Source organism: Streptomyces sp. NPDC041200 (assembly GCF_055591805.1).
On the sequence record NZ_JBVIZF010000035.1, the window covers coordinates 33250 to 58422 of the forward strand.

The following is a 25173-nucleotide window of genomic DNA, read 5'->3' on the forward strand; positions in this document are numbered from 1 at the left end:
ACCCGCCGAACACGTCGTCCGTGACCGCTTCGTCAGTGTCACCTGCCACAATGCAGAGGCAGTGCAGACCGAAAGCGGAGCGTGATCGTGACGACGTCCATCGAAGGCAGGATCGCCGAGGAACTCGGCGTACGGGAACGGCAGGTCAAAGCCGCCGTCGAGCTGCTCGACGGCGGCTCTACCGTGCCGTTCATCGCGCGCTACCGCAAGGAAGCGACGGAAATGCTCGACGACGCGCAGCTGCGCTCCCTGGAGGAGCGGCTGCGCTATCTGCGTGAGCTGGAGGAGCGGCGCACCGCGATCCTCGAATCGGTCAGGTCGCAGGGGAAGCTGGACGAGGCGCTGGAGGCGCAGATCCTCGCCGCCGACTCCAAGGCCCGGCTGGAGGACATCTACCTCCCCTACAAGCCGAAGCGCCGCACGAAGGCGCAGATCGCCCGCGAGGCCGGTCTCGAACCGCTCGCCGACGGGCTGCTCGGCGACCCCGGCGTGGAGCCTACGGCGGCCGCCGCCGCGTTCGTGGACGCCGAGAAGGGCGTCGCGGACCCGGCCGCCGCGCTGGAGGGCGCGCGGGCGATCCTCACCGAGCGGTTCGGGGAGGACGCGGACCTCATCGGTGAGCTGCGCGAGCGCATGTGGTCGCGGGGGCGGGTCGCCACCAAGGTGCGGGAGGGCAAGGAGGAGGCGGGCGCCAAGTTCGCCGACTACTTCGACTTCGCCGAGCCCTTCACCGAGCTGCCCTCGCACCGGGTGCTAGCGATGTTCCGCGGTGAGAAGGAAGAGGTCCTGGACCTCGCCCTGGAGCCGGAGGAGCCGTCCGAGGACCCCGGGCCCACCTCGTACGAGCGGTCCATCGCGCACCGCTTCGGCATCGCCGACCGCGGCCGCCCGGCCGACAAGTGGCTGGCCGACACCGTGCGGTGGGCCTGGCGCACCCGCGTCCTCGTCCACCTCGGCATCGACCTGCGGCTGCGGCAGGCCGCCGAGGACGAGGCCGTGCGGGTCTTCGCCGCCAACCTCCGCGATCTGCTGCTCGCCGCCCCGGCGGGCACGCGCGCCACGATGGGTCTTGACCCCGGCTTCCGTACGGGCGTGAAGGTGGCCATCGTCGACGCGACCGGCAAGGTGGCCGCGACCGACACGATCTATCCGCACGTCCCGCGGAACCAGTGGGAGCAGTCGCTTGACCGGCTCGCCAAGCTGGCCCGCGAGCACGACGTCGATCTGATCGCCATCGGCAACGGCACGGCCTCCCGGGAGACCGACAAGCTCGCGGGCGACCTGTGCGCCAAGCACCCGGAGCTGAAGCTGACCAAGGTGATGGTCTCCGAAGCGGGCGCCTCCGTGTACTCCGCCTCCGCTTTCGCCTCCCAGGAGCTGCCGGACCTCGACGTCTCGCTGCGCGGCGCGGTCTCGATCGCGCGGCGGCTCCAGGACCCGCTGGCCGAGCTGGTCAAGATCGACCCGAAGTCCATCGGGGTCGGTCAGTACCAGCACGATCTATCCGAGGTGAAGCTGTCGCGTTCGCTCGACGCGGTCGTCGAGGACTGTGTGAACGGGGTCGGGGTGGACGTCAACACCGCGTCCGCGCCGCTCCTCAGCCGGGTCTCGGGCATCGGCGCCGGGCTCGCGGAGAACATCGTCGCCCACCGCGACACCAACGGGCCCTTCCGCAGCCGCAAGGCCCTCAAGGACGTGGCCCGGCTCGGCCCCAAGGCGTACGAGCAGTGCGCGGGCTTCCTCCGCATCCTCGGCGGCGACGACCCGCTGGACGGCTCCAGCGTGCACCCCGAGGCCTACCCGGTGGTGCGCCGCATGATCGCCTCCACGGGTGGCGACGTGACCGCGCTCATCGGCAACACGGCCACGCTGCGGTCGTTGCGGCCGGATGACTTCGTGGACGACGCCTTCGGTCTGCCGACCGTCACCGACATCCTGAAGGAGCTGGAGAAGCCGGGCCGTGACCCGCGCCCCGCCTTCAAGACGGCCACCTTCAAGGAGGGCGTCGAGAAGATCGGCGATCTGGCGTCCGGGATGATCCTGGAGGGGGTCGTCACGAACGTGGCCGCGTTCGGGGCGTTCGTGGATGTCGGGGTGCACCAGGATGGGCTGGTGCACGTCTCCGCGATGTCCAAGACGTTCGTCAAGGATCCGCGGGATGTGGTGAAGCCGGGTGACATCGTGCGGGTGAAGGTCCTCGATGTGGACATTCCGCGCAAGCGGATCTCGCTGACGCTGCGGCTGGATGACGAGGCGGGTACCGGTGGGGGCGGCGGCCGCGCCGACCGCTCCGACCGCTCCGACCGCTCCGAGCAGGGTGGCGGCGGGCGCCGTTCCGCCCCCAAGCAGCGCCAGGGCGGCGGCGGCCGCGGCGGCTCGCGGGGCGGCGGCGGGCGTGATGCCGCGCCCGCCAACGGGGCGATGGCGGACGCACTGCGGCGCGCCGGGCTGCTGGACCCCAAGCGGCGGTAGCCGTCGCGGTGGCGGGGTGGGTTTTCCCCCACCCCGCCCCCTCCCGCAGCATGAGTGGGCCCCGGACCGGGGTCAGGACTCCGTCACGTGGCCCTCCGCTACGTGGAGGCGGCGGGTGGTGTGGACCGCTTCCAGCATGCGGCGGTCGTGGGTGACCAGGAGCAGCGTGCCCTGGTAGGAGGCGAGGGCGGACTCCAGCTGCTCGATCGCGGGCAGGTCCAGGTGGTTGGTGGGCTCGTCCAGGACCAGCAGGTTGACGCCGCGGGCCTGGAGCAGGGCCAGTGCCGCGCGGGTGCGCTCCCCCGGGGAGAGCGTGGACGCCGGGCGCAGTACGTGGGCGGCCTTCAGGCCGAACTTGGCCAGCAGGGTCCGTACGTCCGCGGGCGCCATCTCCGGCGCCGCCGCGCCGAACGCGTCCAACAGGGCCTCGTCGCCGAAGAAGAGCGCGCGAGCCTGGTCGACCTCGCCGACCACCACCCCCGGCCCGAGTGACGCATGGCCCTCGTCCAGGGGAAGGCGGCCCAGGAGGGCGGCCAGCAGCGTGGATTTGCCGGAGCCGTTCGCGCCGGTCACCGCGATCCGGTCCGCCCAGTCGATCTGCAGGTCGACCGGGCCGAAGTGGAAGTCGCCGCGGCGCACCTCGGCCCCGCGCAGGGTCGCCACGACCGCGCCGGAGCGCGGCGCGGCGGCGATCTCCATCCGCAGTTCCCACTCCTTGCGCGGCTCCTCGACCACGTCCATCCGCTCGATCAGCCGGTCCGTCTGGCGCGCCTTGGCGGCCTGCTTCTCGGTGGACTCGACGCGGTGGTTCCGGGCGATCTTGTCGCCGTCGGTGGCCTTGCGGCGGGCGTTCTTGACGCCCTTTTCCATCCAGGCGCGCTGAGTGCGGGCTCGGGCCTCCAGGGTGGCGCGGGTGTCCGCGTACTCCTCGTAGCGTTCGCGGGCGTGCCGGCGGGCGGTCTCCCGCTCCTCCAGATAGGCGGTGTAGCCACCGCCGAACAGGTTCACCTGCTGCTGGGCCAGGTCGAGTTCGAGGACCTTGTCGACGGTACGGGCGAGGAATTCGCGGTCGTGGCTGACGAGCACCGTACCGGCGCGGAGCCCCCCGACGAACGTTTCGAGGCGCTGGAGCCCGTCGAGGTCGAGGTCGTTCGTCGGCTCGTCGAGGAGGAAGACGTCGTACCGGCTGAGCAGCAGCGAGGCGAGACCGGCGCGGGCCGCCTGGCCGCCGGACAGGGCGGTCATCGGGCGGTCGAGCGAGATGTCGAGCCCGAGGGAGGCGGCGACCTCGTCGGCGCGTTCGTCGAGGTCGGCGGCGCCGAGCGAGAGCCAGCGCTCCAGGGCGACGGCGTACGCGTCGTCCGCACCGGGTGCGCCGTCCGCGAGCGCCTGGGTGCTGGCGTCGAGGTCGGCCTGCGCGGCGGCCACGCCGGTGCGGCGGGCCAGAAACGCCCGTACGGTCTCCCCCGCCCGCCGCTCGGGCTCCTGCGGGAGGTGGCCCACGGTGGCGTGCGGCGGGCTGAGCCGGATGGCGCCGTGCTCGGGGTCGGTGAGCCCGGCGAGCAGCCGCAGCAGGGTCGACTTCCCGGCTCCATTGACCCCGACGAGGCCGATGACCTCGCCTGGGGCGACGACGAGATCGAGCCCGGAGAAGAGGGGGCGGTCACCGTGTCCGGCGGCCAGGTCCTTGGCGACGAGAGTGGCAGTCATCAGGCAGTAGATCCTAACTGCCGCCCGCGCCGCCGGGCTCGGCTTTTCCCCCACCCCGCCCCTCCCCGGAACCATGGGCCCCGCCGTGGGCGCCAGTCGGCCGAGGGGCCACGGCTCGGCGAGCACCGGTGGCGGACCGGTGCCCCGGCCAGCAGGCACACGCCACCGGGGGATCCGGCGCCGAGGCGGTCCTGGGGCGGGCGGCCGGGGGTTCGCGCCCCCTTGGAGCGTGGTGGCCGCCTGGGCGCGGTCGGGGACGGCGGGAGGGGGTCGGGGTCGGAGGGGTGGGGTCCTGGACGCTGACGTGTATTTGTGGCGCCGTGGACTCCCGGCCGACCCCTCGTTCCCGGGCGGCGGCGCCGTAAATATGCGGTCCAGGGCCCTGCCCCGGAGGCCCCGGCGCCCGCACCCACCACCTACCGCAACCGCACCCCCACGGCGCCGCAGCCTCACCGCGGCGCAGCCCTACCGCGTTATCGGGGCTGTCAGGACCGTGTTCGCAGTGCGGGCCTCCAGGTAGGTGTCGCCTCGGGCGGTTCTCGGGGGGAGAGGGAGGGGGTGGAGGCCGGGCGGGAGGGGGGCGTCGAACACGGGGTGGGTGTGGGGGCGGGAGAGGCGGTCCAGGCGGTGGGCCGCCAGACGGACGCGGCACTCGGACGCGACCTCGACGAGCGCCTCGCCGTTCCGCGCCGTGAGGCGGACCAGGCGGCGGCGGTCCTGGGGGATGGGGTCCAGGGCCTGTTCCACCTGGGCGACGAGCAGGGGGACGATGGGGGCGAGGCCGGTGATGAAGACGGCGTCGGAACGGGCCTTCGCGAAGGCGTCCCGGACGGCGTCACGCTCGGCCTGATGGATCGTCCGGCCGAAGAACACCACGCCGTAGCGGCGGAGTTCGGCGGCGTGGGCTCCCACCGCGTCGAGGGTGATCTCGGCGCCGATGCCGGTGCGCCGCAGGGCGGCGGCCAGTTTGGCGAGGAGGGCGGCGCGGCGGCCGACGAGGAGGACGCGGCGGTGGGCGGAGAGGTCGTGGGCGTCGGCGGTGAGGAGCAGTCGGCCGAGTTCCGCGCGGTACTGGTCGCCGTGGAAGCGGTAGGGGCCGATGCCGTGGTAGCCGTCGCGTTCGGGGTCGGGGGCCTGGTCGGTCTGCCAGCGGAAGTCCCGCCAGATGATGTCGGGCCCGTCCCGTTCGATGACGGCGGTGACCGCGCCGCAGGCGAGCCCTTCGCATTCGGGGCAGCCGTAGATGACGTACCGTCCGCCATCGAGCGGCGGCTCGGCCTCCAGGAGAAGTCTGCGGACCTGTTCGGCGAAGACGGTGGGGCCGAGGTCGGAGGCGAGCGGGGAGACGGCGTCGAGGTCGGCTAGGCGCGGCAGGAGGGGTCTGCCGTCCATCACGAAGTCCAGGAAATCGCGGTGGGTTTGGTACGCGCCGTCGGACAGGACGCCACCGGCGCGCATCGCCGGGGCCAGCCCGAATGTCACGTACTCGGAGGTCATGCCCCAAGTATTCCCGCATCGGGGCAGCATCACCGCGACTCGCCTATAGCGGGAGGAAGCGAATGGAGAGAGGCGGGTGGAGCGCAGCGGATAAGGCACAGGGTCCGCCTCTCGCCGGAACCCCGGGCCGGGATGCGCGGGGCATCGGCAGGGGTCCGGCGAGAAGGCTTCGTCGCACCGGGTGCGGTGTCGACGGGCCCCGTGTGGCGGTGCGAACGGGCTAGCGGGACGTGCTCTCGCTCGCTGCGACCTTGCTGTCGTCGGCCTTAGAGCCGGCGGAGTCGGCGGATTCGGCTTCGCCCGTCCCGGCGGCACCGTCGATGTTCTCGGCGGGAGCGGCCGGGCCGATCCGGATCTCGAAGTCACCGTCGTACTTCTCGTGTCCGGCGATGACGGCCATCTCGACCGCTTCCTCGCCCTTCTCGCCCCGTACGATCAGCGGGTCGCGGCGCAGGTCCTTGAGCAGGGCCCAACACAGCCCGACCATCACCAGGGTGAAGGGCGCCGCCACCAGGATCGTCAGGTTCTGCAACCCGGTGAGCGCGTCGTCACCGCCGCCGCCGACGAGCAGCATGACGGCCGCGACGCCACCCGTGACCACGCCCCAGAAGATGACGACGAAGCGGCTCGGCTCGAAGGAGCCCTTCTGCGAGAGGGTGCCCATCACGATCGAGGCCGCGTCCGCGCCGGAGACGAAGAAGATGCCGACGAGGATCATCACGATGACGCTCATGACGCTGGCGATCGGGTACTGCTCGAGCACGCCGAACAGCTGGCCCTCAGGCGTGGTCTCCTTGCCCAGCTTGCCCGCTGCCTGGAGCTTCATCGACGAGCCGCCGAAGATCGCGAACCAGATGAGGCTGACCGAGCTGGGCACCAGGATCACACCGCCGACGAACTGCCGGATGGTGCGGCCGCGGCTGATCCGCGCGATGAACATGCCGACGAACGGCGTCCAGGAGATCCACCACGCCCAGTAGAAGACCGTCCAGTCGCTCAGCCAGGTCGCGACGGTGTCGCCACCGGTGGCCTCCGTACGGCCGACCAGCTGCGGCAGGTCACCGACGTAGGAGCCGATGGAGGTCGGGAGCAGGTCGAGGATGATGATCGTCGGACCGGCCACGAACACGAACACGGCCAGGAACAGCGCCAGGACCATGTTGATGTTGGACAGCCACTGGATGCCCTTCGCGACGCCCGAGACGGCGGAGGCGATGAACGCGACCGTCAGCACGGCGATCACGGCGACGAGCAGCCCGGTTCCGACGTTGCTCTTCCAGCCCAGCACCTCGACACCGCTGCCGATCTGCAGCGCGCCGAGCCCGAGGGACGCGGCGGACCCGAAGAGGGTGGCGAAGATCGCGAGGATGTCGATGACGCGACCGCCCGCGCCGTTGGCGTTCTTGCTGCCGATCAGCGGAGTGAAGACCGCGCTGATGGTCTGGCGGCGGCCGCGGCGGAAGGTGCTGTAGGCGATGGCGAGGCCCACGACCGCGTAGATCGCCCACGGGTGGAGCGTCCAGTGGAAGAGCGTCGTGGACATGGCGACCTGCATCTTCTCGGCCGCGGTGCCGGGGTCGGTCCCCGGCGGTGGGGTGATGAAGTGCGCCAGCGGCTCACTCACCCCGTAGAACATCAAGCCGATGCCCATGCCCGCGCTGAACATCATCGCGACCCATGAGACGGTCTTGAACTCGGGGTCCTCGCCTTCCTTCCCGAGCGTGATCTTGCCGTAGCGGCTCATCGCCAGCCACAGCGCGAAGATCACAAAGCCGGTGGCGGCGAGGATGAACGCCCAGCCACCGTTGTGGATCAGTCCGGACAGCATGCTGTCCGAGACACTTTCGAGAGTGTCCGTGAACAGGGCTCCCCAGACGACGAACGCGAGGGTGAGTCCGGCGGAGACGCCGAACACGATGCGGTCGGTCTGGGGAGCCGGAGTCGGGTCGGGACTACCGGGAAGGTCTGCCGTGACCGGAGGGTCGTTTCTTACGTCCCCCGAGTCCTTCTGTGTCTCCGTCACGCATAAACCTTTCACTGTGTTTGATTCCACTGGGTTTAATGGAACGAACATGCGGCTACCCAGTAGTCGGACACGTATGTCAGTACGACACCCGTTGTGTCAACACGTGTTCATGCGCTGACCTGCGGTGAGGTGATACGCTGCGCCGCCGTCCAGCAGCAGCGGGACGAGGGCCCGCAGCGGCTGCCGCAGCGGTACGAGGACATCGTGTCCCGCACCCCGGAGCGTCTTCGTCCGTATCCCGTGAAGGCCCAGCTCATCCCGTACGTCGGCGTACTGCGCGGCGCTCAACCGGTAACCGCACGGCGGGTCTTGGAGCACCTCGCCCGCCTCGGCCGGGTCGTTGTCGGCGCCACCGAGGTACACCGGGCCCCGGTCGGCGTAGCCGGACAGCCGGGCCGCCGTCGTCGCGGCCTCTATGCGCGGGCGCCGGTCCCGCATGAAGTCGAACGCTCCGTCCAGGGCGGCGAGTTGGGAGCCCACCCGGCGCTTGTTGTTGACGGCGGGGTCGGCCTGCTCGGCGTCGGTGAGCGGGTCGACGCGGGTCTCGACGAGCTGCCCGATGGTGTTCTTGACCCCGGCGGTGTTCCGCAGGATGCGCTCCTGGCCGTCGCCCGCGACCTGCTTGACCGGTTCGCCCGTCTCGGGGTCGGTCCAGATGCCGTAGACGCCGGTGGAGTAGCCCGCGCCCTCGGCGTGCGGGCGTACGTACCGGTCCGCCAGGGCGCGCGCCTCGCGGTGGACGGGGGCGGCGGTGTTGAGGTTGCGCGGCCACAGGGCCAGCAGGTCCTTCATGTAGTACGGGACGGTGGCCCCGTACTCGTGCAGGTCGTACACGGTGTCCGGCTGCCAGTCGCGGATGACGCGCGTCATGGCGCGGGCCTCGGCGGTGGTGAGCGCGATGTGGTCGCGGTTGATGTCCGTGCCGTCGGAGTTGCCCCGGGTGTCGGCGGCCCGGCCGTCGGGGTTGGCGGTGGGCACGACGAGGACGTTCGTACGCTCCAGGAAGCGGCGGGTCTTCCGGTCCTTGGCGTAGGCGAGGTCGCGCACGGTGGTCAGGCATGCCTCGCGGCCTGACGGTTCGTCACCGTGCTGGGAGCAGATGAGCAGCAGGGAGTTGCCGCGCGCGGCCCGGGCGGGGTCGGCGGGCGCGCCGGGGGCGCCGATCCGCACCAGGTTGAGCGGGCGGCCCTGCGCGGTGGTGCCGATGGTGTCGACGGCGACGCGCGCGCTGGCCCGGTCGACGGCCGCGAGGAAGTCCGCCTCCTCGGTCTGGGTCGTCCAGCGCGCGCCCTGGCTGGCCTCGAAGCCGGTGCGCGGCGCCGCGGGCTCGGCCCGGGCGGGCGCGGCCAGCAGCGACCCGGTGAGCAGTGCGCCGAGCGCGCCGCAGGTCACGGCGGTGCGGATGAGGGGTGCGGGTGAGAACACGGTGCGGACCTCCAGGGATCGCGGTGTGGTGCGGGATGCCCGGTGAGGCGTCCGGGTGCGGGCGCCTCACCGGAGGTTGCGGGGTGCGGGTCAGCGCAGGGGCAGGGGCGATTCGACGCTCGGGGTGCGGACGCCGCGCAGCCGCTCCGGCGACGGGGACGGCGCGGCCCCGGGCGCGGCGGCCTCGGCCTTCGGGGCGCCGCCGACCAGCGGCAGACGGGCCGCGGTGCGGTTCAGGTCGAGGGTCAACCGGGGCGTGGTGGTGGGCGGTTCGAGGAGTCCGGCGTCCGTACCGGCGATGATGAGGCCCAGCCGGTGGCCCGCCGGGACGACATGGTCTGTGGCGGCCAGGTCGAGGGTGACGGTGTACGGCTTGCCGGGGGTCAGCGGGCGGCCCTTGCCGGGGTCGGCGTAGTGGCCGAGGTCGGCCCAGCCACGGCTGAAGACGGTGTAGTCGACCGTCTCCGTATCGGCGGCGGTCACCTTGAAGCAGGCGCTGTCGCCCGCCGTGCCGCTCCCCCAGCAGGTGCGGTCGTCGAGGGTGACGATGCCTTCGCCAGCCGCGCCGTAGTCGCGGATGGTGTCGGGGCCGAGGTCGACCAGGACCGCGGACAGATGCGCGCTGGCGGTGGAGGGGGTGGCGGTGACCGTCACGGTGCCGGAGCCGGACAGCCGCAGGTCCTTCGTCAGCGGCGGTGTGCTGAAGCCCGCCTTGGCCGCGGTCGGCCGGTCGATGTCGGCGGCCCACTCGGTCTCGCTCAGCCGGGGGTCGTCGGTGAAGGACGCGGTGGCGCCGGGCCTGGCGCGCTCGGTGCCGAGGACGCCCACGCCGGGCGTGACGCCGGTGCCGGGCCGCAGGGTGGTCTGCCGGGTGCCGGACGGGGGCCAGACGCGGTCGGTGGACCACTGGTCGGGGGCGCGTTCGACGTCGGCCATGGGCTCGCGCTCGATGCCGTTGTCGAGGCCGAGGAGATAGTGGTCGAACCAGCGGTGCAGGGTCTTGACCCACGCCCCGCGCCGGAAGTCGAACGGGTCGACGTGTCCGGCCTGCGACAGCCAGATCTTGCGCTCCACGCCCGCGTCGGCGAGCGCGTCCCACCACTGCCCGAGGTGCTTGGTGCGGACGTTGAGGTCCTGCGTGCCGTGGACGGCGAAGACGCTGGCGCGCACCTCGCTGGCGTCGGGCACGTAGTCGCGGGCGCTCCACAGGCCGGTCCAGTCGCCGGTGCGCGGGGCGCCGTCGAGGAGACGTTTCTGTACGGCGTCGCAGCGCTGGTGAGCGGCGTCGCTCTCGACCCGGTAGGCGAGCCCGTCGGGGCCGGAGCCGAAGAGGGCGGCGCCCTTGGCGAAGTAGTAGTCGTACCAGGAGGAGATGGCGCCGATGGGCACGATGGTCTTGAGGCCCTTGACGCCGGTGGCGGCGACGCCGTTGGCGATGGTGCCGTCGTAGCTCTTGCCGATCATCCCGGTGCGGCCGTTGCTCCAGGACGCCTTGACCCGCGTGCCGCCCGCCGCCGCGCTGTAGCCGGTGGCGCGGCCGTTCAGCCAGTCGACGACGGCCTTGGCGGACTGGATGTCGGAGCGGCCGCCGACGTCGACGCAGCCGTCGGAGCGGTTGGTTCCGGCGAGGTCGACGAGGACGGTGGCATAGCCGCGCGGGACGAAGTAGTTGTCGTAGAAGAGTGGGAACTGGACCGGTTTGCCGTTCGCGTCATAGGTCTTGAGCTGGCTCTCGTTGCCGCGTCCGCAGCAGGAGTAGTACGGACTGGCGTCCATGATCACGGGGATCCGGCGGCCCTGCCGGGCGGCTTCGCGCGGCCGGACGATGTCGACGGCGACCCGGTCGGTCCTGCCGTCCGCGTCGCCGTCGAGTTTCGTGTCCACCCAGACGGATTCGCGTATGGCGTCGTCGTACGAGTAGACGGGTCTGCTCTCCCGGACCGGGGCCGCGTGGGCCGGTGAGGTGCCGAGGGGAGACAGCGGGAGGAGGGTGGCGGCCACCAGTGCGGTGAGCGCCGGAACGAGGTGCCTGGCCCAGTGGATGCGGGGTTTCCGCCTACGTAGCAGCACGGCCGGACGGTAGCGCGAGTGAACTCCTGTGCAGAAGAGGGCGAACGGCGCGGCGCGGAAGGGGACCCGTGTGGCGGCTGGATGTCGATTGCATGTCAGATAACGGATGGACGGGAAGTGCGCACGGGGAGTACATAGAGTCGCGAATGATCGTTCTCGCCTACGAGTTGGAGGACTCGTGCGTCACCACAGACTCATCGTCCCGAGCGCGGCCGCGGCCTGCCTCCTGCTGGCGATCCCGGCCTCGGCGGCCGAACCGACGCCCGGCGCGCCCGGCATCGGGGACTCCTACTACCCCTCGTACGGCAACGGCGGCTACGACGTCTCCCACTACGACCTGCGGCTGAAGTACCAGCCGACGTCGGACGGCCTGGAGGGCACGGCGACGATCGTCGCCACCGCCAAGCAGGATCTGTCCCGCTTCAACCTCGACTTCGCGCTCGATGTGCGCGAGGTGCTGGTGGGCGGGAAGAAGGCGGCGTTCGCGAAGACCGGCGACCACGAGCTGGAGGTCACCCCCTCCTCGGCGATCGACTCCGGCCGTTCCTTCACCGTCGTGGTGCGCTACAGCGGTACGCCGTCGAAGGTGGAGGCTGGCGGGTTCACCGGCTGGCAGCGGACGCCGGACGGCGGGGTCGCGGCCAATGAGCCGGAGTCGGCGTGGTGGTGGTTCCCGAGCAACGACCACCCGCTGGACAAGGCCACGTACGACGTCTCGGTGGCGGTGCCGGACGGTACCCAGGCCATCAGCAACGGCCGTCTGACGTCGAGCACCTCGCAGCTGGGCTGGACCCGCTACAACTGGCGCTCCAGCAAGCCCCAGGCCACCTATCTGGCCACGCTCGCGGTCGGCAAGTTCGACATCACGACGGACACCACCGCGAACGGGTTGCCGGTCCTCAACGCCTACAGCAAGGACCTCGGCGAGAACGCGGGCGCGGCGCGGGCCAGCGTCGAGCGGACGGCCGAGATCGCCGACTGGGAGTCCACGGTCTTCGGCCCGTACCCCTTCGAGGCGCTGGGCGGCTATGTGCCGAACGTGTCCGCCGGATTCGCCCTGGAGACCCAGACCCGGCCCTTCTACGGCCCGAAGAAGTTCGCCAAGGGCTCGAACGTGTCGGTGGTCGTGCACGAGCTGGCGCACCAGTGGTTCGGCGACAGCGTCTCGGTGAAGGGCTGGCGCGACATCTGGATCAACGAGGGCTTCGCGAGCTACGCGCAGTGGCTGTGGTCGGAGAAGGAGGGCGAGGGCACGGCGCGGGAGCTGGCGGACTACACGTACGACTCCTACCCGGCCGACGACCCGTTCTGGAAGGTCGAGCCGGGCGACCCGGGCGCGGACAACCAGTTCCACGAGGCGGTGTACGACCGGGGCGCGCTGGCGCTGCAGGCGCTGCGGAGCCGTATCGGCGACAAGGCCTTCTTCACGATCCTGAAGGGGTGGACGACCGAGCACCGGTACGGCAACGCCTCGGTGAAGGACTTCGTGTCCTACGCCGAGAAGGTGTCCGGGAAGCCGCTGGCCGCGCTCTTCGACACCTGGCTGTTCACCCCGTCGAAGCCGGGGGCGGCCCAGGCGCGGGCGGCGGAGCTGAGCCCGGCGAAGGCGCCGGTGCGGCCGAAGTCCTGGCAGAAGATCCAGGCGGCGCACTCCGAGAAGTGAGGTGACGCCCCCGGCCGGTGCCCGGGCACCGGCCGGGGGCGTTCGCTGTCAGTCCGCCGCGAGCGGGCGGAGCGTCAGCGTGTAGTCGTACGCCTTGTCGGCCTTGACCCGGTACTGGTCGCGCACCGGGTTCGGGGTGTCGCCGACGCCGGTGACGTCGTGGTCGGCGTGCAGGGTGTTCCAGCCCGCGTTGCGCCCCAGGAGATGCGGGTACGCGGCGCGGTCGAGGTCGTCGTACGCGGTGGCGCCCGCCTGGAGGTCACCGGAGACCAGCAGCCCGGGGCCGCCGCGCCCGTCGGTGAGGGACGCCCAGCGCACATCGTCGTGGTTGCCGTGGTCCTGCGGCTTCAGATACTCCTCGTACTGGTCCTCGACCGTGGACGACCACACCCCCATGGGCGCGCCGTCCTTGCGGTCGTTGTAGTTCTCGACCGGACCGCGGCCGTACCACCGGAACGTGTCGTACCGCTCCGGCACCTTCAGCTTCATGCCCACCCGGGGCAGGTACGACAGCTTGCGGAACTCGCCGCGCGCCTCCACCTGGTGCTGGACGCGCATCTTCCCCGAGCCGTCGACGCGGTAGGTCATGGTCTGGTCGAAGGACGCGTTGGTCGCCTCGGGCGGGGCGACCGTGGTCGTGAAGGCGACGCTGACCGTGCCGTCGTCGCCCGGGGTCACGTCCATGCCCGTGACGGTGGCGCGCAGCCGGTCGAGGCCGAGGGAGCGCCACTGCTTGCCCTCCGCCGTGCCCCAGTCGGAGCGCTCGTTGCTGATGGGGGCGCGCCAGGCGTCGAGTTCGGGGCCGGACGTGAGCAGCTCGCGGCCGCCCGCGCGCATCGAGGTGAGAGTGCCCTTCTTCTTGTCGAAGGTGTAGCGGAAGTCCGGTCCGGTGACCTCGACCGTGTCGTCCTTGGATGTTGCCTTGGCCCTGGCGTCGCTCGTACGAGCTTGCTCCGGCTCGGGGACCTTGTCCCCGCCGACCGCGAACTGGCCGAAGGAGACGACGTGTCCGGCCTTCGCCCAGTTGGTGTCGTGGGCGGTCACCGCCTGGACGGTGAGGTAGCGCTCGTAGCCGCCGGGGTTCGCGGGCGGGGCGGGCAGCTGGACCTCGTCGCTGGCGTCGGGCCCGACGTTCAGCGCGCGGGTGCCGCTCGCGACGGTCTTCGCGCCCTCGGTCACCTTCCAGCGCAGTTTCAGGTCGGAGGTGCCGGTGAAGACGCGCTCGTTGGCGACCTTGACCTTGCCGGTGCGGGCGTCGGCGTCGGTGATGCGGATCGGCGCCTGCACCCAGGCGAGCTGGGCGGTCTCCGGCTCCGGCTTGCGGTCGGCGGTGACGAGGCCGTCGACACCGGATTCGTAGAGGCCGTACGACAGATAGCTGCCCTTGCGCTGGAAGTCGTCGAAGTCCAGGGCGATCAGGGCGCCCCGCTTCGGGTCGTCACCGGCGGCGAGCTGTTCCGCGCCGAGTGCGGTGCCGTAGACGCGGACCTGGTCGATGGTGCCCTTGGCGGTGCGTCCGGGGTAGCCGTCCTCCATGGTGTCGGCGTTGCGGCCGACGCCGAGGTCGTAGCCGGTGTAGTCGATGCGGCCGCTCCAGGCGGTCTCGGCGAGCTGCTTCCCGTCGGCGTAGAGGCGCAAGCGCTCACCGTCGTAGGTGCCGGTGACGCGGTGCCAGGCGCCGGTCCAGCCCTCGGGGACGTCCGCGGTCACCGTCCGGGGCTTGCCCTCGCTGGTGATCGTGAACTCCAGGGTGTCGGCGTCCTTCATGCGCAGCACGTACTGGTCGCCCTTGCTGACCATGGTGAAGTCGCCGGTGAACGGCTCGGCGGGCTTGACCTGGGCGTCGAGGGTGACCGCCTTGCCGGTCAGGTCGAGCTTCGGGTCACGGTAGGTCTCGACGAAGTCGTCCAGACCGGACAGGTACAGCGCCTTGCCGCGCTTGCCGTCGACGACCTTCGGCTTGCCGGAGAGGCTGGCGGCGACGCGGTTGCCGGAGGAGTCGGGGGTGGTGATCAGGGGGCGCTTGATGTTCTGCTCGGCCCAGTCCCAGATGAAGCCGCCCTGGGCCCTGGGGTATTTCCGCATGACCTCCCAGAACTCCCGGAAGTTCCCGAGGCTGTTGCCCATCGCGTGGGCGTACTCGCCCATCACGATCGGCTTGGTGAAGCTCTTGGCCTTGTCTTCGAGCTTCGCGGGCGTGGGGTAGCGCGGGCCCGCGATATCGGCGAAGGGGGCGTCGCCGTCCGGCCGGTTGGGCTGGTGGTACAGCGGCCGGGTCGGGTCGGTCTTCTTCGTCCACTCGGCCATGGAGTAGTGCGCCTTGCCGAGCCCGGCCTCGTTGCCGGTGTCCCACATGATGACGCTGGGGTGGTTCTTGTCGCGCTCGACCATGCCCTGGTGGCGCTCCAGGAACGCCTTCTGCCACTCGGGCTTCTCGGCGAGGCAGTCGTCCGGGCAGTTCTCGAAGCTGTGGGTCTCCACCTCCATCTCGTCGTCGATGAGGATGCCCTCACGGTCGGCGAGTTCGTAGAGGTAGGGGTCGGAGGGGTAGTGGGAGGTGCGGATCGCGTTGACGTTCAGCCGCTTCATCAGCCGGACGTCCTGCTCCATGCGCTCCCGGGTGGCGTACCGGCCGGTGGTGGGGTCGGTCTCGGCGCGGTTGACGCCGCGTACGAGGATGCGCTTGCCGTTGAGCTTGAGCTGCTGGTCCTTGACCTCGACCTCACGGAAGCCGACGCTCTGCCGGACGGTCTGGGTGACCTTGCCGTCGCCGTCGCGCAGCTTCAGCACGAGGCGGTACAGATTCGGCGTCTCGTCGGACCACTTGGCGGGGTTCTCCACCTGTGCCGTCAGCTCGGCCTTGCCGTCCGCCTCCTCGGCCGACAGCCGCCGCACCTCGCGACCGCGCGGGTCGTACAGCACGCCCGTGACCCGCTGCTCGCCCTTCTCACCGCCCTCCGCGCGCGCGATGTCGACCTCGGCGCGGAGCGTGGCGTCCCGGTAGCCGGCGTCGAGGTCGGTGGTGACGTACGCGTCCTCCATCCGGGTCTTGGGGGTGGAGTACAGCGATACGGAACGGAAGATGCCCGCGAAGCGCCACTGGTCGTAGTCCTCCAGGTACGAACCCGCGCTCCAGCGGTGCACCTGGACGGCGACGCGGTTGTGGCCGGGCCGCAGATAGTCGGTCACGTCGAACTCGGCCGGGACGTAGCCGCCCTGGTCGTAGCCCACGTAGCGGCCGTTGACCCAGACGAACGCGCCGGAGGTCATCCCGTCGAAGCGGAGCACCTGCCGCCGCCCGTCCCAGTCCCTCGGGACCTGGACGTCCTTCAGGTACGTCCCGGTGGGGTTGACGTCGCGTGGGATCTTCGGGGGCTTCTCGGGCACGATCTCGCCGTCGATGTTGCGGAAGATCGGGTGGTCGAGGTCGTCGGTCTGCCAGGTGTGCGGGACCTTGACGCGCTGGAATCCCTGGGAAGGGGACGCGTCGTAGTCCTCCTTCCAGAAGCCCTGGGGCGCGTCCTCGGGCTTGTCGGCGAGGGCGAAGCGCCAGCTGCCGTCGAGGCTGCGCTGCCACTTCTCCGCGTCCGGCCCGGTGGGCTTCAGCCGGGTGTGCGGGGGCTCCTGGCCCTCCCCGGTCTTCTCCGGATCCTCCAGGTAACTGTGCACATCGGCGGGGAACTTGCCCGCGTCCGGCGCTCTTCCGGCGGCGGTGTCCGCCGTGGTGAGGGCGGCTCCGAGCGCGGTGGCCATGGCGGCCGCCACCGCGATCAGTCGTGTGCCGTACCTGCCGCGTACCGTGCCCAATCCGACCCCACCTCACATATTCGCAAGAAAACCAACACAGCTGAACAGCGATGCACGCTATTGGCCGGGTAAAGAGAGCGTCAACGGTGCGGACTGATCTCTGTGCGATCAGATAAGGCCGGAAGGTTTCACAGCGATGATGAGACAGCAATACTGATACGCCTGAGCGGGCAGCACACCGGAGAGCGAGGCGCGCCCATGAGCACCCCCGACAGCGAGGTACCGGCCAGCGAGGAACCGCCCCTCACCGTCGACGAGCTGGCGGCCCGGGCCGGGGTGACCGTCCGCACGATCCGCTTCTACGGCACCCGGGGCCTGCTCCCGCCCCCCGCCATCGGACCGCGCCGGGTGGGGCATTACGGGCCCGGGCACCTGTCGCGGCTCGCGCTGATCGAGGAGTTGCAGCACCACGGTATGACCCTCTCCGCCATCGAGCGCTATCTGCGGCAGCTCCCGGCGGGTCTGAGCGCGGACGACCTCGCCATCCACCGCGCCCTCGTCGCCTCCTGGGCGCCCGAGGCACCCGAGGAGGCGACCCGCGAGCAGCTGGCCCGGCGCGCCGGGCGCGCACTGTCCGACGAGGACATCGACCGGCTGGCCGCCCTCCACGCGCTGGAGCGCACCGACCGGCCCGACGTCTTCCGCGTCGACCCCGGAGTGCTGCACCTGGGCCTGCGGCTGCTGGACGTCCCGATCGACCTGGAGACGATACTCGCGGCCCATACGGTCGTCCTGGAGCACAGCCGCTCCGTGGCCCGCGAGCTGGGTCGGCTCTTCCGCGACGAGGTGTGGGGCCCGGAGCGGGAGCCGGAGTCCGGCGGTGGGGCGGAGCGGGTGGCGGCGAAGAAGTCGCTGTCGGCGGACATGCAACCGCTGGTGGTGCAGGCCCTGGTGATCGCGTTTCAGCGGTCGATGAAGCAGGAGTTGCGGGCCTGGTACGGGACCGACTGACCGCTGGCCGGGTGTGCGCTCAGGTCCGTACGAGGGCGGCGGCCAGCTCGGCCGGGCGGGTGGCGAACGGCGAATGGCTGCCCGGCAGCGTCCGTACGGTGAACGGCTGGTCCGGCATCGCCGCGTCGGCCTCCGCGATCATCAGGTCCTGCACCGCGGGCGTCAGGGCCCAGTCCTCGGCACACCGGAGGAAGGTCCGCGGGATGCGGCCCCACCGCTCACGGGTGAGGGAGACCGGGGTCGTCGGTATCGCGAACGGCATATCGGGGCTGAGGGCGTGGCGCCAGCGGGCGAAGGACTCGGCGGGGACGTCGTGGTAGTAGGCCAGCCGCAGCCCCTCCACGTACTCCGGGTCGGCGGACAGCGGATTGACGCGGAACGCGCCGATCGCCTCCGGGTCGCCCACCATCAGCCCCTGGCCGCGGGTGGTCGCGGTCTGCTCCGGGGCCGCCATGTAGTCGGCGAAGCGGGGGCGTGCCGCGGGCACGACGGACGACAGATAGACCAGCTCGTCGACGAGTTCGGGGGCCTGCTCCGCGGCCAGCGAGGCGGAGATGCCACCGGCGCTGTGCGAGACGAGGACCACCCTGCGGTGGCCGCGCACCGCGCGCAGCGCCGAGACGACGGCCCCGGCGCACTCCTCCAGGGTCAGCCCGGCCAGTGCGGACTTCTCGGTCGCGAAGCCCGGCTGGCCCAGGGCGTGATAGCCCGAGGGCACCGGTGCGTCGAAGCCGTGCCCCGGCAGGTCGACGGCGAGGCTCACGGCGCCGAGCCCGGCCAGGGCGCGCTGGGTGGGGGCCCACTGCCAGGAGGAGTGCCAGGCCCCGTGGACCAATACGAACATGGTGGGGTGGTTGTTGCTCATGGGAACAGTTCACCTGTTCGACACGGCGATATCCACGGCGATATCTCGCCAACGATGCGCCGATATCCGACGGATATCGGCGCGTCGTTGGCGGGCGCCCCTAGTCCGTGAAGCGTTCGCCGCGCTCCGCCTTCTCCACCAGCAGCGGCGACGGGGCGAACCGCTCCCCGTACGCCGCCTGGAGTTCCCGGGCGCGGGCAACGAAGCCCGCCACGCCGCCCTCGTAACCGTTGATGTACTGGAGCACCCCGCCCGTCCAGCCGGGGAAGCCGATGCCCAGGATCGAGCCGATGTTGGCGTCGGCGACGGACGTCAGCACGCCCTCCTCCAGCAGCCGCACCGTGTCGAGGGCCTCGCGGAAGAGCATGCGCTCCTTCATGTCCTCGAAGGGGATGCTCTTGTCACGCGTGGTGCCGAAGTGTTCGCGCAGCCCCGGCCACAGCCCCAGGCGCTTGCCGGTGGCCGCGTCGTACTCGTAGAAGCCCGCTCCCCCGCTGCGCCCCGGGCGCCCGAACTCCTCCACCATGCGGTCGATGACCGCGTCGGCCGGGTGCGGCCGCCACTCGCCGCCCGCCTCCAGCGTCGCGCGCCGGGTCTCCTCGCGGATCCTGCGCGGGAGGGTCAGGGTGAGTTCGTCCATCAGGGAGAGCACCTTGGCGGGGTAGCCCGCCTGGGCGGCGGCCTGCTCGACCGAGGCCGGGTCGATGCCCTCGCCGACCATCGCCACGCCCTCGTTGATGAAGTGGCCGATGACGCGGGAGGTGAAGAAGCCGCGGGAGTCGCGCACGACGATCGGGGTCTTGTTGATCTGCCGCACCAGGTCGAAGGCGCGGGCCAGTGCCTCGTCCCCGGTGCGCTCGCCCTTGATGATCTCGACCAGGGGCATCTTGTCGACGGGTGAGAAGAAGTGCAGCCCGATGAAGTCACCGGCGCGCCGCACCCCCTCCGCCAGCATGCTGATCGGCAGGGTGGAGGTGTTGGAGCACAGCAACGAGTCCGGTGCGACGATGGGCTCGATCTCCTGGAAGACCTTGTGCTTGAGGGCCGGGTCCTCGAAGACCGCCTCGATGACGGCGTCACAGCCCGCGAGGTCGCGCGGGTCGGCGGTGGGGGTGATGCGGGCCAGCAGCTCGTCGCGCCGGGCCTCGCTCGTACGGCCCTTGGCGACCGCCTTGGCCAGCAGCCCTTCCGCGTACTCCTTGCCCTTGGCGGCCGCCTCGGCGGAGACGTCCTTCAGCATGACCTCGATACCGGCCTTGGCACAGGCGTAGGCGATGCCCGCGCCCATCATCCCGGCGCCCAGCACCGCGACCTTGCGGACGGTGCGCGGCTCGATGCCCTGCGGGCGGTTGGCACCGGAGTTGACCGCCTGGAGATCGAAGAAGAACGCCTGGATCATGTTCTTGGCGGTCTGGCCGGTGACCAGCTCGGTGAAGTACCGGGCCTCGATGGTCTGCGCCGTCTCGAAGTCGACCTGTGAGCCCTCGACGGCGGCGGCGAGGATGTTGCGCGGGGCCGGGTAGGGGGCGCCGTTCAGCTGCTTGCGCAGATTGGCGGGGAAGGCGGGGAGGTTGACGGCGAACTTCGGGTCCGCCGGGGTGCCGCCGGGGATGCGGTAGCCCTTCTCGTCCCACGGCTGCCGGGACTCGGGGTGCGCGTCGATGAAGGCGCGCGCCCGCGCCAGCATCTCGTCCGCCGTGTCCACGACCTCGTGCACCAGACCCGCCTCCAGCGCCCGGCGCGGGGCGTACCGCGTGCCCTGGAGCAGCACCTTGAGCAGCGCGTCCGCGACGCCCAGCAGCCGCACCGACCGCACGACCCCGCCGCTGCCGGGCAGCAGCCCGAGGGTCACCTCGGGAAACCCGATCCGCGACGCGGGGGTGTCGAGCGCGACCCGGTGATGGCAGGCGAGCGCGATCTCGAACCCCCCGCCGAGCGCCGCCCCGTTGATCGCGGCGACGACGGGCTTGCCGAGGGTCTCGATACGGCGCAGCCCGCGCTTGATGCGCAGGTTCGTCTCGAAGACCTGCTGCGCCTGGTCGGCCCCCAGCGTGATCATGTCCTTGAGGTCCCCGCCCGCGAAGAAGGTCTTCTTGGCGGAGGTGACGATGACCCCACGGATCGACTCCTGTTCCGCCTCCAGCCGATCGGCGACCGCGTCGAGGGAGCCGATGAAGGCGGCGTTCATGGTGTTGGCGGACTGACCGGGGTCGTCGAGAACGAGGGTGACGATGCCGTCGTCGCCCTGCTCCCAGCGGATGGTCGAGGCGCTGGCGGGGTTGCTCATCTCACGGTCTCCAGGGGGCGAGGGTGAACGGAAGCGGGTGGGAAGTTGGTTGCGGACGACGACCGGACGCGGGCTGCCCCCGGGGTTCGGAGCAGGGTCCGGGGACCGAGCCGGATCAGGGCCCGGGACCCGGAGCCCGGAGCAGGGCCGGGCCCCGGGAGCGAAGCCCGGCAGGGCCCTGGGCCCAGGAACGGAGCCCGGCACGGCCCGAGGCTCCGGGCCCCAGAGCCCGACGCAGGACCCACAGCCCGGGGCTCGGTACGGGCCCCCGAGCCCAGAGCCCAGAAAGGCAGAGCCCGGAGCCCGGGACAGGCCCCAGAACCCAAAACCGGGGCCCAGGCCGGGGAAGGGCCCGGGGGCCCGGGGTGGAGCCCCGGTTCGGGAAGGGGCGGGGTGGGGGAAAGGCCCGCTGGCACCGGCTACAGCCGTTCGACCACCGTCGCGATGCCCATGCCGCCGCCCACGCACAGCGTCGCCAGCCCGTAGCGTTCGTCGCGGCGCTCCAGTTCGTCTACCAGGGTGCCCAGGATCATCGCTCCGGTGGCGCCCAGGGGGTGGCCCATGGCGATCGCGCCGCCGTTGACGTTGATCTTGTCCAGCCCCAGGCCCATGTCCTCGGCGAAGCGGAGTACGACCGCCGCGAAGGCCTCGTTGATCTCGACGAGGTCGATGTCGTCGATGGTCAGCCCGGCCTTGGCCAGGGCCTTGCGGGAGGCGGGGGCCGGGCCGGTGAGCATGATGGTCGGGTCGGCGCCGGAGACGGCGGCGGAGACGATGCGGGCGCGGGGGGTGAGCCCGTAGCGTTCCCCGGTCTCGCGGTTGCCGATGGCGACGAGGGCCGCGCCGTCCACGATGCCGGAGGAGTTGCCCGCGTGGTGGACGTGGTCGATTGCCTCCACCCAGTGGTACTTCTGCAGCGCCACCGCGTCGAAGCCGCCCGCCTCGCCGATCGTGGCGAACGACGGCTTGAGCCCGGCCAGGGTCTCGGGGGTGGTGCCGGGGCGGATGTGCTCGTCGTGGTCGAGGACGGTCAGCCCGGCGCGGTCGCGGACCGGGACGACGGAGCGGTCGAAGCGGCCCTCCTTCCAGGCCTGGGCCGCCCGCTCCTGGGACAGCGCGGCGAAGGTGTCCACGTCGTGGCGGGTGAAGCCGCCGAGGGTGGCGATGAGGTCGGCGCCGATGCCCTGGGGGACGAAGCCGGTCTCGTAGTTGGTCATCGGGTCGGCGAACCACGCGCCGCCGTCGGAGCCCATCTTCACGCGCGACATCGACTCGACGCCGCCCGCCAGCACCAGGTCCTCCCAGCCCGAACGGACCTTGGCCGCCGCCAGGTTGACGGCCTCCAGTCCCGAGGCACAGAAGCGGTTCTCCTGGACGCCCGCCACGGTGACCGGGAGCCCGGCCGCGATGGCCGCGACCTTGGCGATGTCGGAGCCCTGGTCGCCGAGCGGGCTGACGACGCCGAGCACCACATCGTCGATCGCCGCCGGGTCGAGGTCCGGGAATCGCCGCCGGATCTCGTGGATGAGGCCCACGACGAGGTCGACGGGCTTGGTGCCGTGCAGGGCGCCGTCGGCCTTGCCGCGCCCGCGCGGGGTGCGGATGGCGTCGTACACGTACGCTTCGGTGCTCACGTCTGCTGCCTTTCGGGGGTGGGCGGTTGGCGCGTCACGCGGGGGAGTCGCCGGCGGTCGGCGGCGTCGGCAGGACGTCGGGGACGCCCCAGTCGCGGGCCACCTCGGCGGCGTCCGCACCGGGCCGGGCGGGGCCGCCGCGCACCCGGCCGGGGGTGGCGGAGAAGCGCGGGGCGGGTGCGGGCTGGGTGATGCCCGCCTCGTCGACGAAGGTGGCGCGGGCGGCGAGTTGCGGGTGCCGGGGGGCCTCGCGCAGCGACAGGACGGGCGAGACGCACGCGTCCGACCCGGTGAACACCGCTGTCCACTCCTCGCGGGTGCGCTCCTTGAAGCGGGCGGCGATGACGGCGCGCAGCCGGTCCCAGCTGTGGACGTCGCGGCGGTTGGGCACCTGCTCGGCGACCCCGAGCAGGTCGATGAACTCGGCGTAGAACGCGGGCTCCAGCGCGCCGACCGCCATATAGCCGCCGTCGGCGGTCTCGTACGTGCCGTAGAAGGGGCTGCCGCCGTCGAGGAGGTTGCTGCCGCGCCGGTCCTGCCAGCCACCGGCGGCCATCATGCCGTGCAGGACGGCGGTCAGATGCGCCGTGCCGTCCACGATCGCCGCGTCCACCACCTGGCCGGTGCCGCCGGAGCGGGCGTGCTGGAGGGCGGCGAGGACGCCGATGACGAGGTAGAGCGAGCCGCCCGCGTAGTCCCCGAGCAGGTTCGCGGGCATGACCGGCGGGCCGTCGGCGGCCCCGGCCAGGCCCAGGGCGCCGGTGATGGCGATGTAGCCGATGTCGTGCCCGGCCGTGCCGGAGAGCGGACCCTCCTGCCCCCAGCCGGTCATCCGGCCGTAGACGAGCGCCGGGTTACGGGCGAGGCAGGTGTCCGGGCCGAGGCCCAGCCGCTCGGCGACGCCGGGGCGGTAGCCCTCGATCAGGATGTCGGCCCGCTCGACGAGGTCGAGCGCCACGTCCCGGTCGTGCTCGGACTTCAGGTCGAGCAGGACGGAGCGCTTGTTGCGGTTGGCGAGGTCGTACGCCGGGTCGATCTTCAGGCCGCCGGGGCGGTCGGGGCGGTCGATCCGTACGACATCGGCGCCCAGGTCGCCCAGGAGCATGGCCGCGAACGGCCCGGGACCGATCCCGGCCAGCTCCACCACCCGCACCCCGGCCAGCGGCCCGTGCCTCGTCGCTTCGCCCACTTGTGCTGCCGCCGCCATCCGGGTCCGTCCTCAGCCTCTATGACACCACCGCTGTAACACCGCCGATGCTAGGAAGGCACCCCTCATTCCACAAGCCCCCACCCGGGGCGGGGCGTTCAGCCGGGCGCGTCCGCCCGGTCCGTCTCCCCGTCCGTCCCCCTGTCCGCCGCCCCGCCCGCCGGGGCCGGGCGCTCCCGCACCAGATGGTCACCGGAGAGCGCCGGGTCCACCAGACGGCCCAGCCGCCGTGGCACATCCGCCCCCACCAGCACGATCACCACGAGCGTCAGACCGGACGTCAGCACCGCCAGGGCCTGCCCGAGCGGCATGCCCTCCGCCAGCCGCGTGCCCAGGACCGGGGCCACCGCGCCGCCGAGCGCACCCGTGTTGTAGACGAAGCCGAGCGACGCGGCGCGGCTCTCGGTGGGGAAGTGACCGGCGATGTACTTCGGCAGGATGCCGGAGATCCCCTGGCTCAGGGCGAGCAGACAGAACAGCAGCACCCCCAGCCCCACCAGCGTGTCCCGCACCGCGAACACGGGGAAGACGAAGCACAGCGAGGCGAGCAGGGTGTAGGCGTAGGCCCGCCGGGTGCCGAGCCAGTCACCGGCGAAACCGGCCAGCCAGCATCCGGCCATGGTGCCGAAGCCCGCGTAGAACATCGCGTCGGTGACCTCGGACGGCGCGTACCCCAGCTCCGTCTTCAGATAGGTGGGCAGCAGCGCCTGGATGGGCCAGCTGTAGAGGAAGGCGCAGAAGACGGTGGCCATCAGCGCCACGTACAGCAGCCAGCCCCGCCGTCCCCCGAGCTGGGCGGCGAAGGCGAGCAGCGCGCCCGCCGCCAGCAGCGACAGCGGCCACCGCCAGCCCGCGCCCAGCGGGGTGAAGACGCAGAACAGCGCGGCGCTCGCGGCCACCGCGAGGGCCGCGTTGAGGGATCCGCGGCGGCCGGTGAACAGGGGCCGGAACGGGTTCGGCCGGGCGGCGCCGGACGCGGCCACCTCCTCGCGCCAGTCCCCCGCCTCCGGGAGCGCGCGCCGCACCCACAGCGCGACGAAGACGGGCAGGACGCCGATGTAGAACATCCAGCGCCAGCCCCAGTGCGGTACGACCCACTTGTACAGCTCGGCGGCGAGGATCGTGCCGCCCGCGTAACCGGAGATCAGGAAGCCGGAGGCGCGGTTACGTAACGGGGCGGGCCAGGACTCCAGGGCGTACGTCGCGCTCGCGCTGTACTCACCAGCCATGCCCATGCCAATCAGCAGCCGGGCGGTGAACAGGCTGAAGTAGTTCCAGGCGAAGCCGCACGCGAAGGTGCCCAGCGAGTAGAGCAGAATGCTGGCGATCATCGCGGACTTGCGCCCGTACCGGTCCCCCATCGCGCCGAGCAGCGCCCCGCCGAGCCAGCGGGTGATGAACGCGCCCGAGACCAGGCTCGCCGCCGACGCCGCGCTCAAGTCGAACTCGTCGGCGATCTCGGTCAGCACGAGGGTGATGAGCACGAAGTCGAAACCGTCGAGCAGATAGCCGATCCAGGCGGCGAACATCGACTTCCACTGGCGCCCGGAGACCTGGCG

General features: G+C 71.6%; 14 protein-coding genes. 3 read left to right on the forward strand and 11 right to left on the reverse strand.

Features of this window, described 5'->3' with window-relative positions; all coding sequences use genetic code 11:
* Positions 1 to 87: 87 nt before the first annotated feature.
* Positions 88 to 2472 (forward strand): Tex family protein, encoded by a 2385-nt coding sequence (locus tag ACZ6CL_RS36935; RefSeq protein ID WP_468944391.1) that lies wholly within the window; start codon positions 88 to 90, stop codon positions 2470 to 2472.
* Between the two features lie 72 nt (positions 2473 to 2544).
* Here the strand turns inward: ACZ6CL_RS36935 and ACZ6CL_RS36940 are convergent, their stop codons facing one another.
* The 5 genes from ACZ6CL_RS36940 to ACZ6CL_RS36960 form a co-directional block, all read right to left on the reverse strand.
* Complete coding sequence (locus ACZ6CL_RS36940; RefSeq protein ID WP_468944394.1) at positions 2545 to 4182, reverse strand: ABC-F family ATP-binding cassette domain-containing protein; 1638 nt, start codon at positions 4180 to 4182, stop codon at positions 2545 to 2547.
* Positions 4183 to 4647: 465 nt separating this feature from the next.
* Positions 4648 to 5679: an oxidoreductase gene (locus ACZ6CL_RS36945; protein WP_468944396.1), complete on the reverse strand. Its 1032-nt coding sequence runs from the start codon at positions 5677 to 5679 to the stop codon at positions 4648 to 4650.
* Between the two features lie 220 nt (positions 5680 to 5899).
* Positions 5900 to 7702, reverse strand: coding sequence for a BCCT family transporter (locus ACZ6CL_RS36950; RefSeq protein WP_468944399.1), 1803 nt, complete (start codon positions 7700 to 7702; stop codon positions 5900 to 5902).
* 99 nt (positions 7703 to 7801) lie between these two features.
* Positions 7802 to 9130 carry a M14 family metallopeptidase gene (locus tag ACZ6CL_RS36955; protein WP_468944401.1) on the reverse strand — a complete coding sequence of 443 codons (1329 nt, stop codon included), beginning with the start codon at positions 9128 to 9130 and terminating at the stop codon, positions 7802 to 7804.
* Positions 9131 to 9220: 90 nt separating this feature from the next.
* Positions 9221 to 11200, reverse strand: a complete 1980-nt coding sequence (locus tag ACZ6CL_RS36960) for a Xaa-Pro dipeptidyl-peptidase (protein WP_468944403.1) — start codon at positions 11198 to 11200, stop codon at positions 9221 to 9223.
* A 178-nt stretch (positions 11201 to 11378) separates the two neighbouring features.
* Between ACZ6CL_RS36960 and ACZ6CL_RS36965 the strand changes: the two genes are divergently transcribed.
* A complete protein-coding gene (locus ACZ6CL_RS36965; protein WP_468944406.1) occupies positions 11379 to 12863 on the forward strand; it encodes a M1 family metallopeptidase in 1485 nt (494 codons plus the stop codon).
* A gap of 48 nt (positions 12864 to 12911) precedes the next feature.
* On the opposite strand, the gene ACZ6CL_RS36970 is transcribed toward ACZ6CL_RS36965, so the two are convergent.
* On the reverse strand, positions 12912 to 16670 hold the full coding sequence (locus tag ACZ6CL_RS36970; RefSeq protein WP_468944407.1) for a glycoside hydrolase family 2 TIM barrel-domain containing protein: 3759 nt from the start codon (positions 16668 to 16670) through the stop codon (positions 12912 to 12914).
* Positions 16671 to 16868: 198 nt separating this feature from the next.
* On the opposite strand from ACZ6CL_RS36970, the gene ACZ6CL_RS36975 reads away from it, so the two are divergent.
* Complete coding sequence (locus ACZ6CL_RS36975; RefSeq protein ID WP_468944410.1) at positions 16869 to 17621, forward strand: MerR family transcriptional regulator; 753 nt, start codon at positions 16869 to 16871, stop codon at positions 17619 to 17621.
* A gap of 19 nt (positions 17622 to 17640) precedes the next feature.
* Here the strand turns inward: ACZ6CL_RS36975 and ACZ6CL_RS36980 are convergent, their stop codons facing one another.
* The 5 genes from ACZ6CL_RS36980 to ACZ6CL_RS37000 form a co-directional block, all read right to left on the reverse strand.
* A complete protein-coding gene (locus ACZ6CL_RS36980) occupies positions 17641 to 18486 on the reverse strand; it encodes an alpha/beta fold hydrolase (protein WP_468944412.1) in 846 nt (281 codons plus the stop codon).
* A 100-nt stretch (positions 18487 to 18586) separates the two neighbouring features.
* The gene (locus ACZ6CL_RS36985) at positions 18587 to 20773 is read right to left on the reverse strand and encodes a 3-hydroxyacyl-CoA dehydrogenase NAD-binding domain-containing protein (protein ID WP_468944414.1); all 2187 of its coding nucleotides are present in this window, start codon (positions 20771 to 20773) and stop codon (positions 18587 to 18589) included.
* 419 nt (positions 20774 to 21192) lie between these two features.
* Positions 21193 to 22407, reverse strand: a complete 1215-nt coding sequence (locus ACZ6CL_RS36990; protein WP_468944416.1) for an acetyl-CoA C-acetyltransferase — start codon at positions 22405 to 22407, stop codon at positions 21193 to 21195.
* Between the two features lie 34 nt (positions 22408 to 22441).
* Positions 22442 to 23614: a CaiB/BaiF CoA transferase family protein gene (locus ACZ6CL_RS36995; protein WP_468944419.1), complete on the reverse strand. Its 1173-nt coding sequence runs from the start codon at positions 23612 to 23614 to the stop codon at positions 22442 to 22444.
* Between the two features lie 98 nt (positions 23615 to 23712).
* Entirely contained in the window at positions 23713 to 25143 is a 1431-nt protein-coding gene (locus tag ACZ6CL_RS37000; protein ID WP_468944439.1) for a sialate:H+ symport family MFS transporter, read from the reverse strand.
* Positions 25144 to 25173 lie beyond the last annotated feature (30 nt).

Excerpts from the sequence above, each read along its gene's own strand:
- ACZ6CL_RS36940 (WP_468944394.1), bottom strand. The coding sequence starts at position 4,182 with ATGACTGCCACTCTCGTCGCCAAGGACCTGGCCGCCGGACACGGTGAC.
- ACZ6CL_RS36945 (WP_468944396.1), bottom strand. The coding sequence starts at position 5,679 with ATGACCTCCGAGTACGTGACATTCGGGCTGGCCCCGGCGATGCGCGCC.
- ACZ6CL_RS36975 (WP_468944410.1), top strand. The coding sequence starts at position 16,869 with ATGAGCACCCCCGACAGCGAGGTACCGGCCAGCGAGGAACCGCCCCTC.
- ACZ6CL_RS36980 (WP_468944412.1), bottom strand. The coding sequence starts at position 18,486 with ATGAGCAACAACCACCCCACCATGTTCGTATTGGTCCACGGGGCCTGG.
- ACZ6CL_RS36985 (WP_468944414.1), bottom strand. The coding sequence starts at position 20,773 with ATGAGCAACCCCGCCAGCGCCTCGACCATCCGCTGGGAGCAGGGCGAC.
- ACZ6CL_RS36995 (WP_468944419.1), bottom strand. The coding sequence starts at position 23,614 with ATGGCGGCGGCAGCACAAGTGGGCGAAGCGACGAGGCACGGGCCGCTG.
- ACZ6CL_RS37000 (WP_468944439.1), bottom strand. The coding sequence starts at position 25,143 with ATGTTCGCCGCCTGGATCGGCTATCTGCTCGACGGTTTCGACTTCGTG.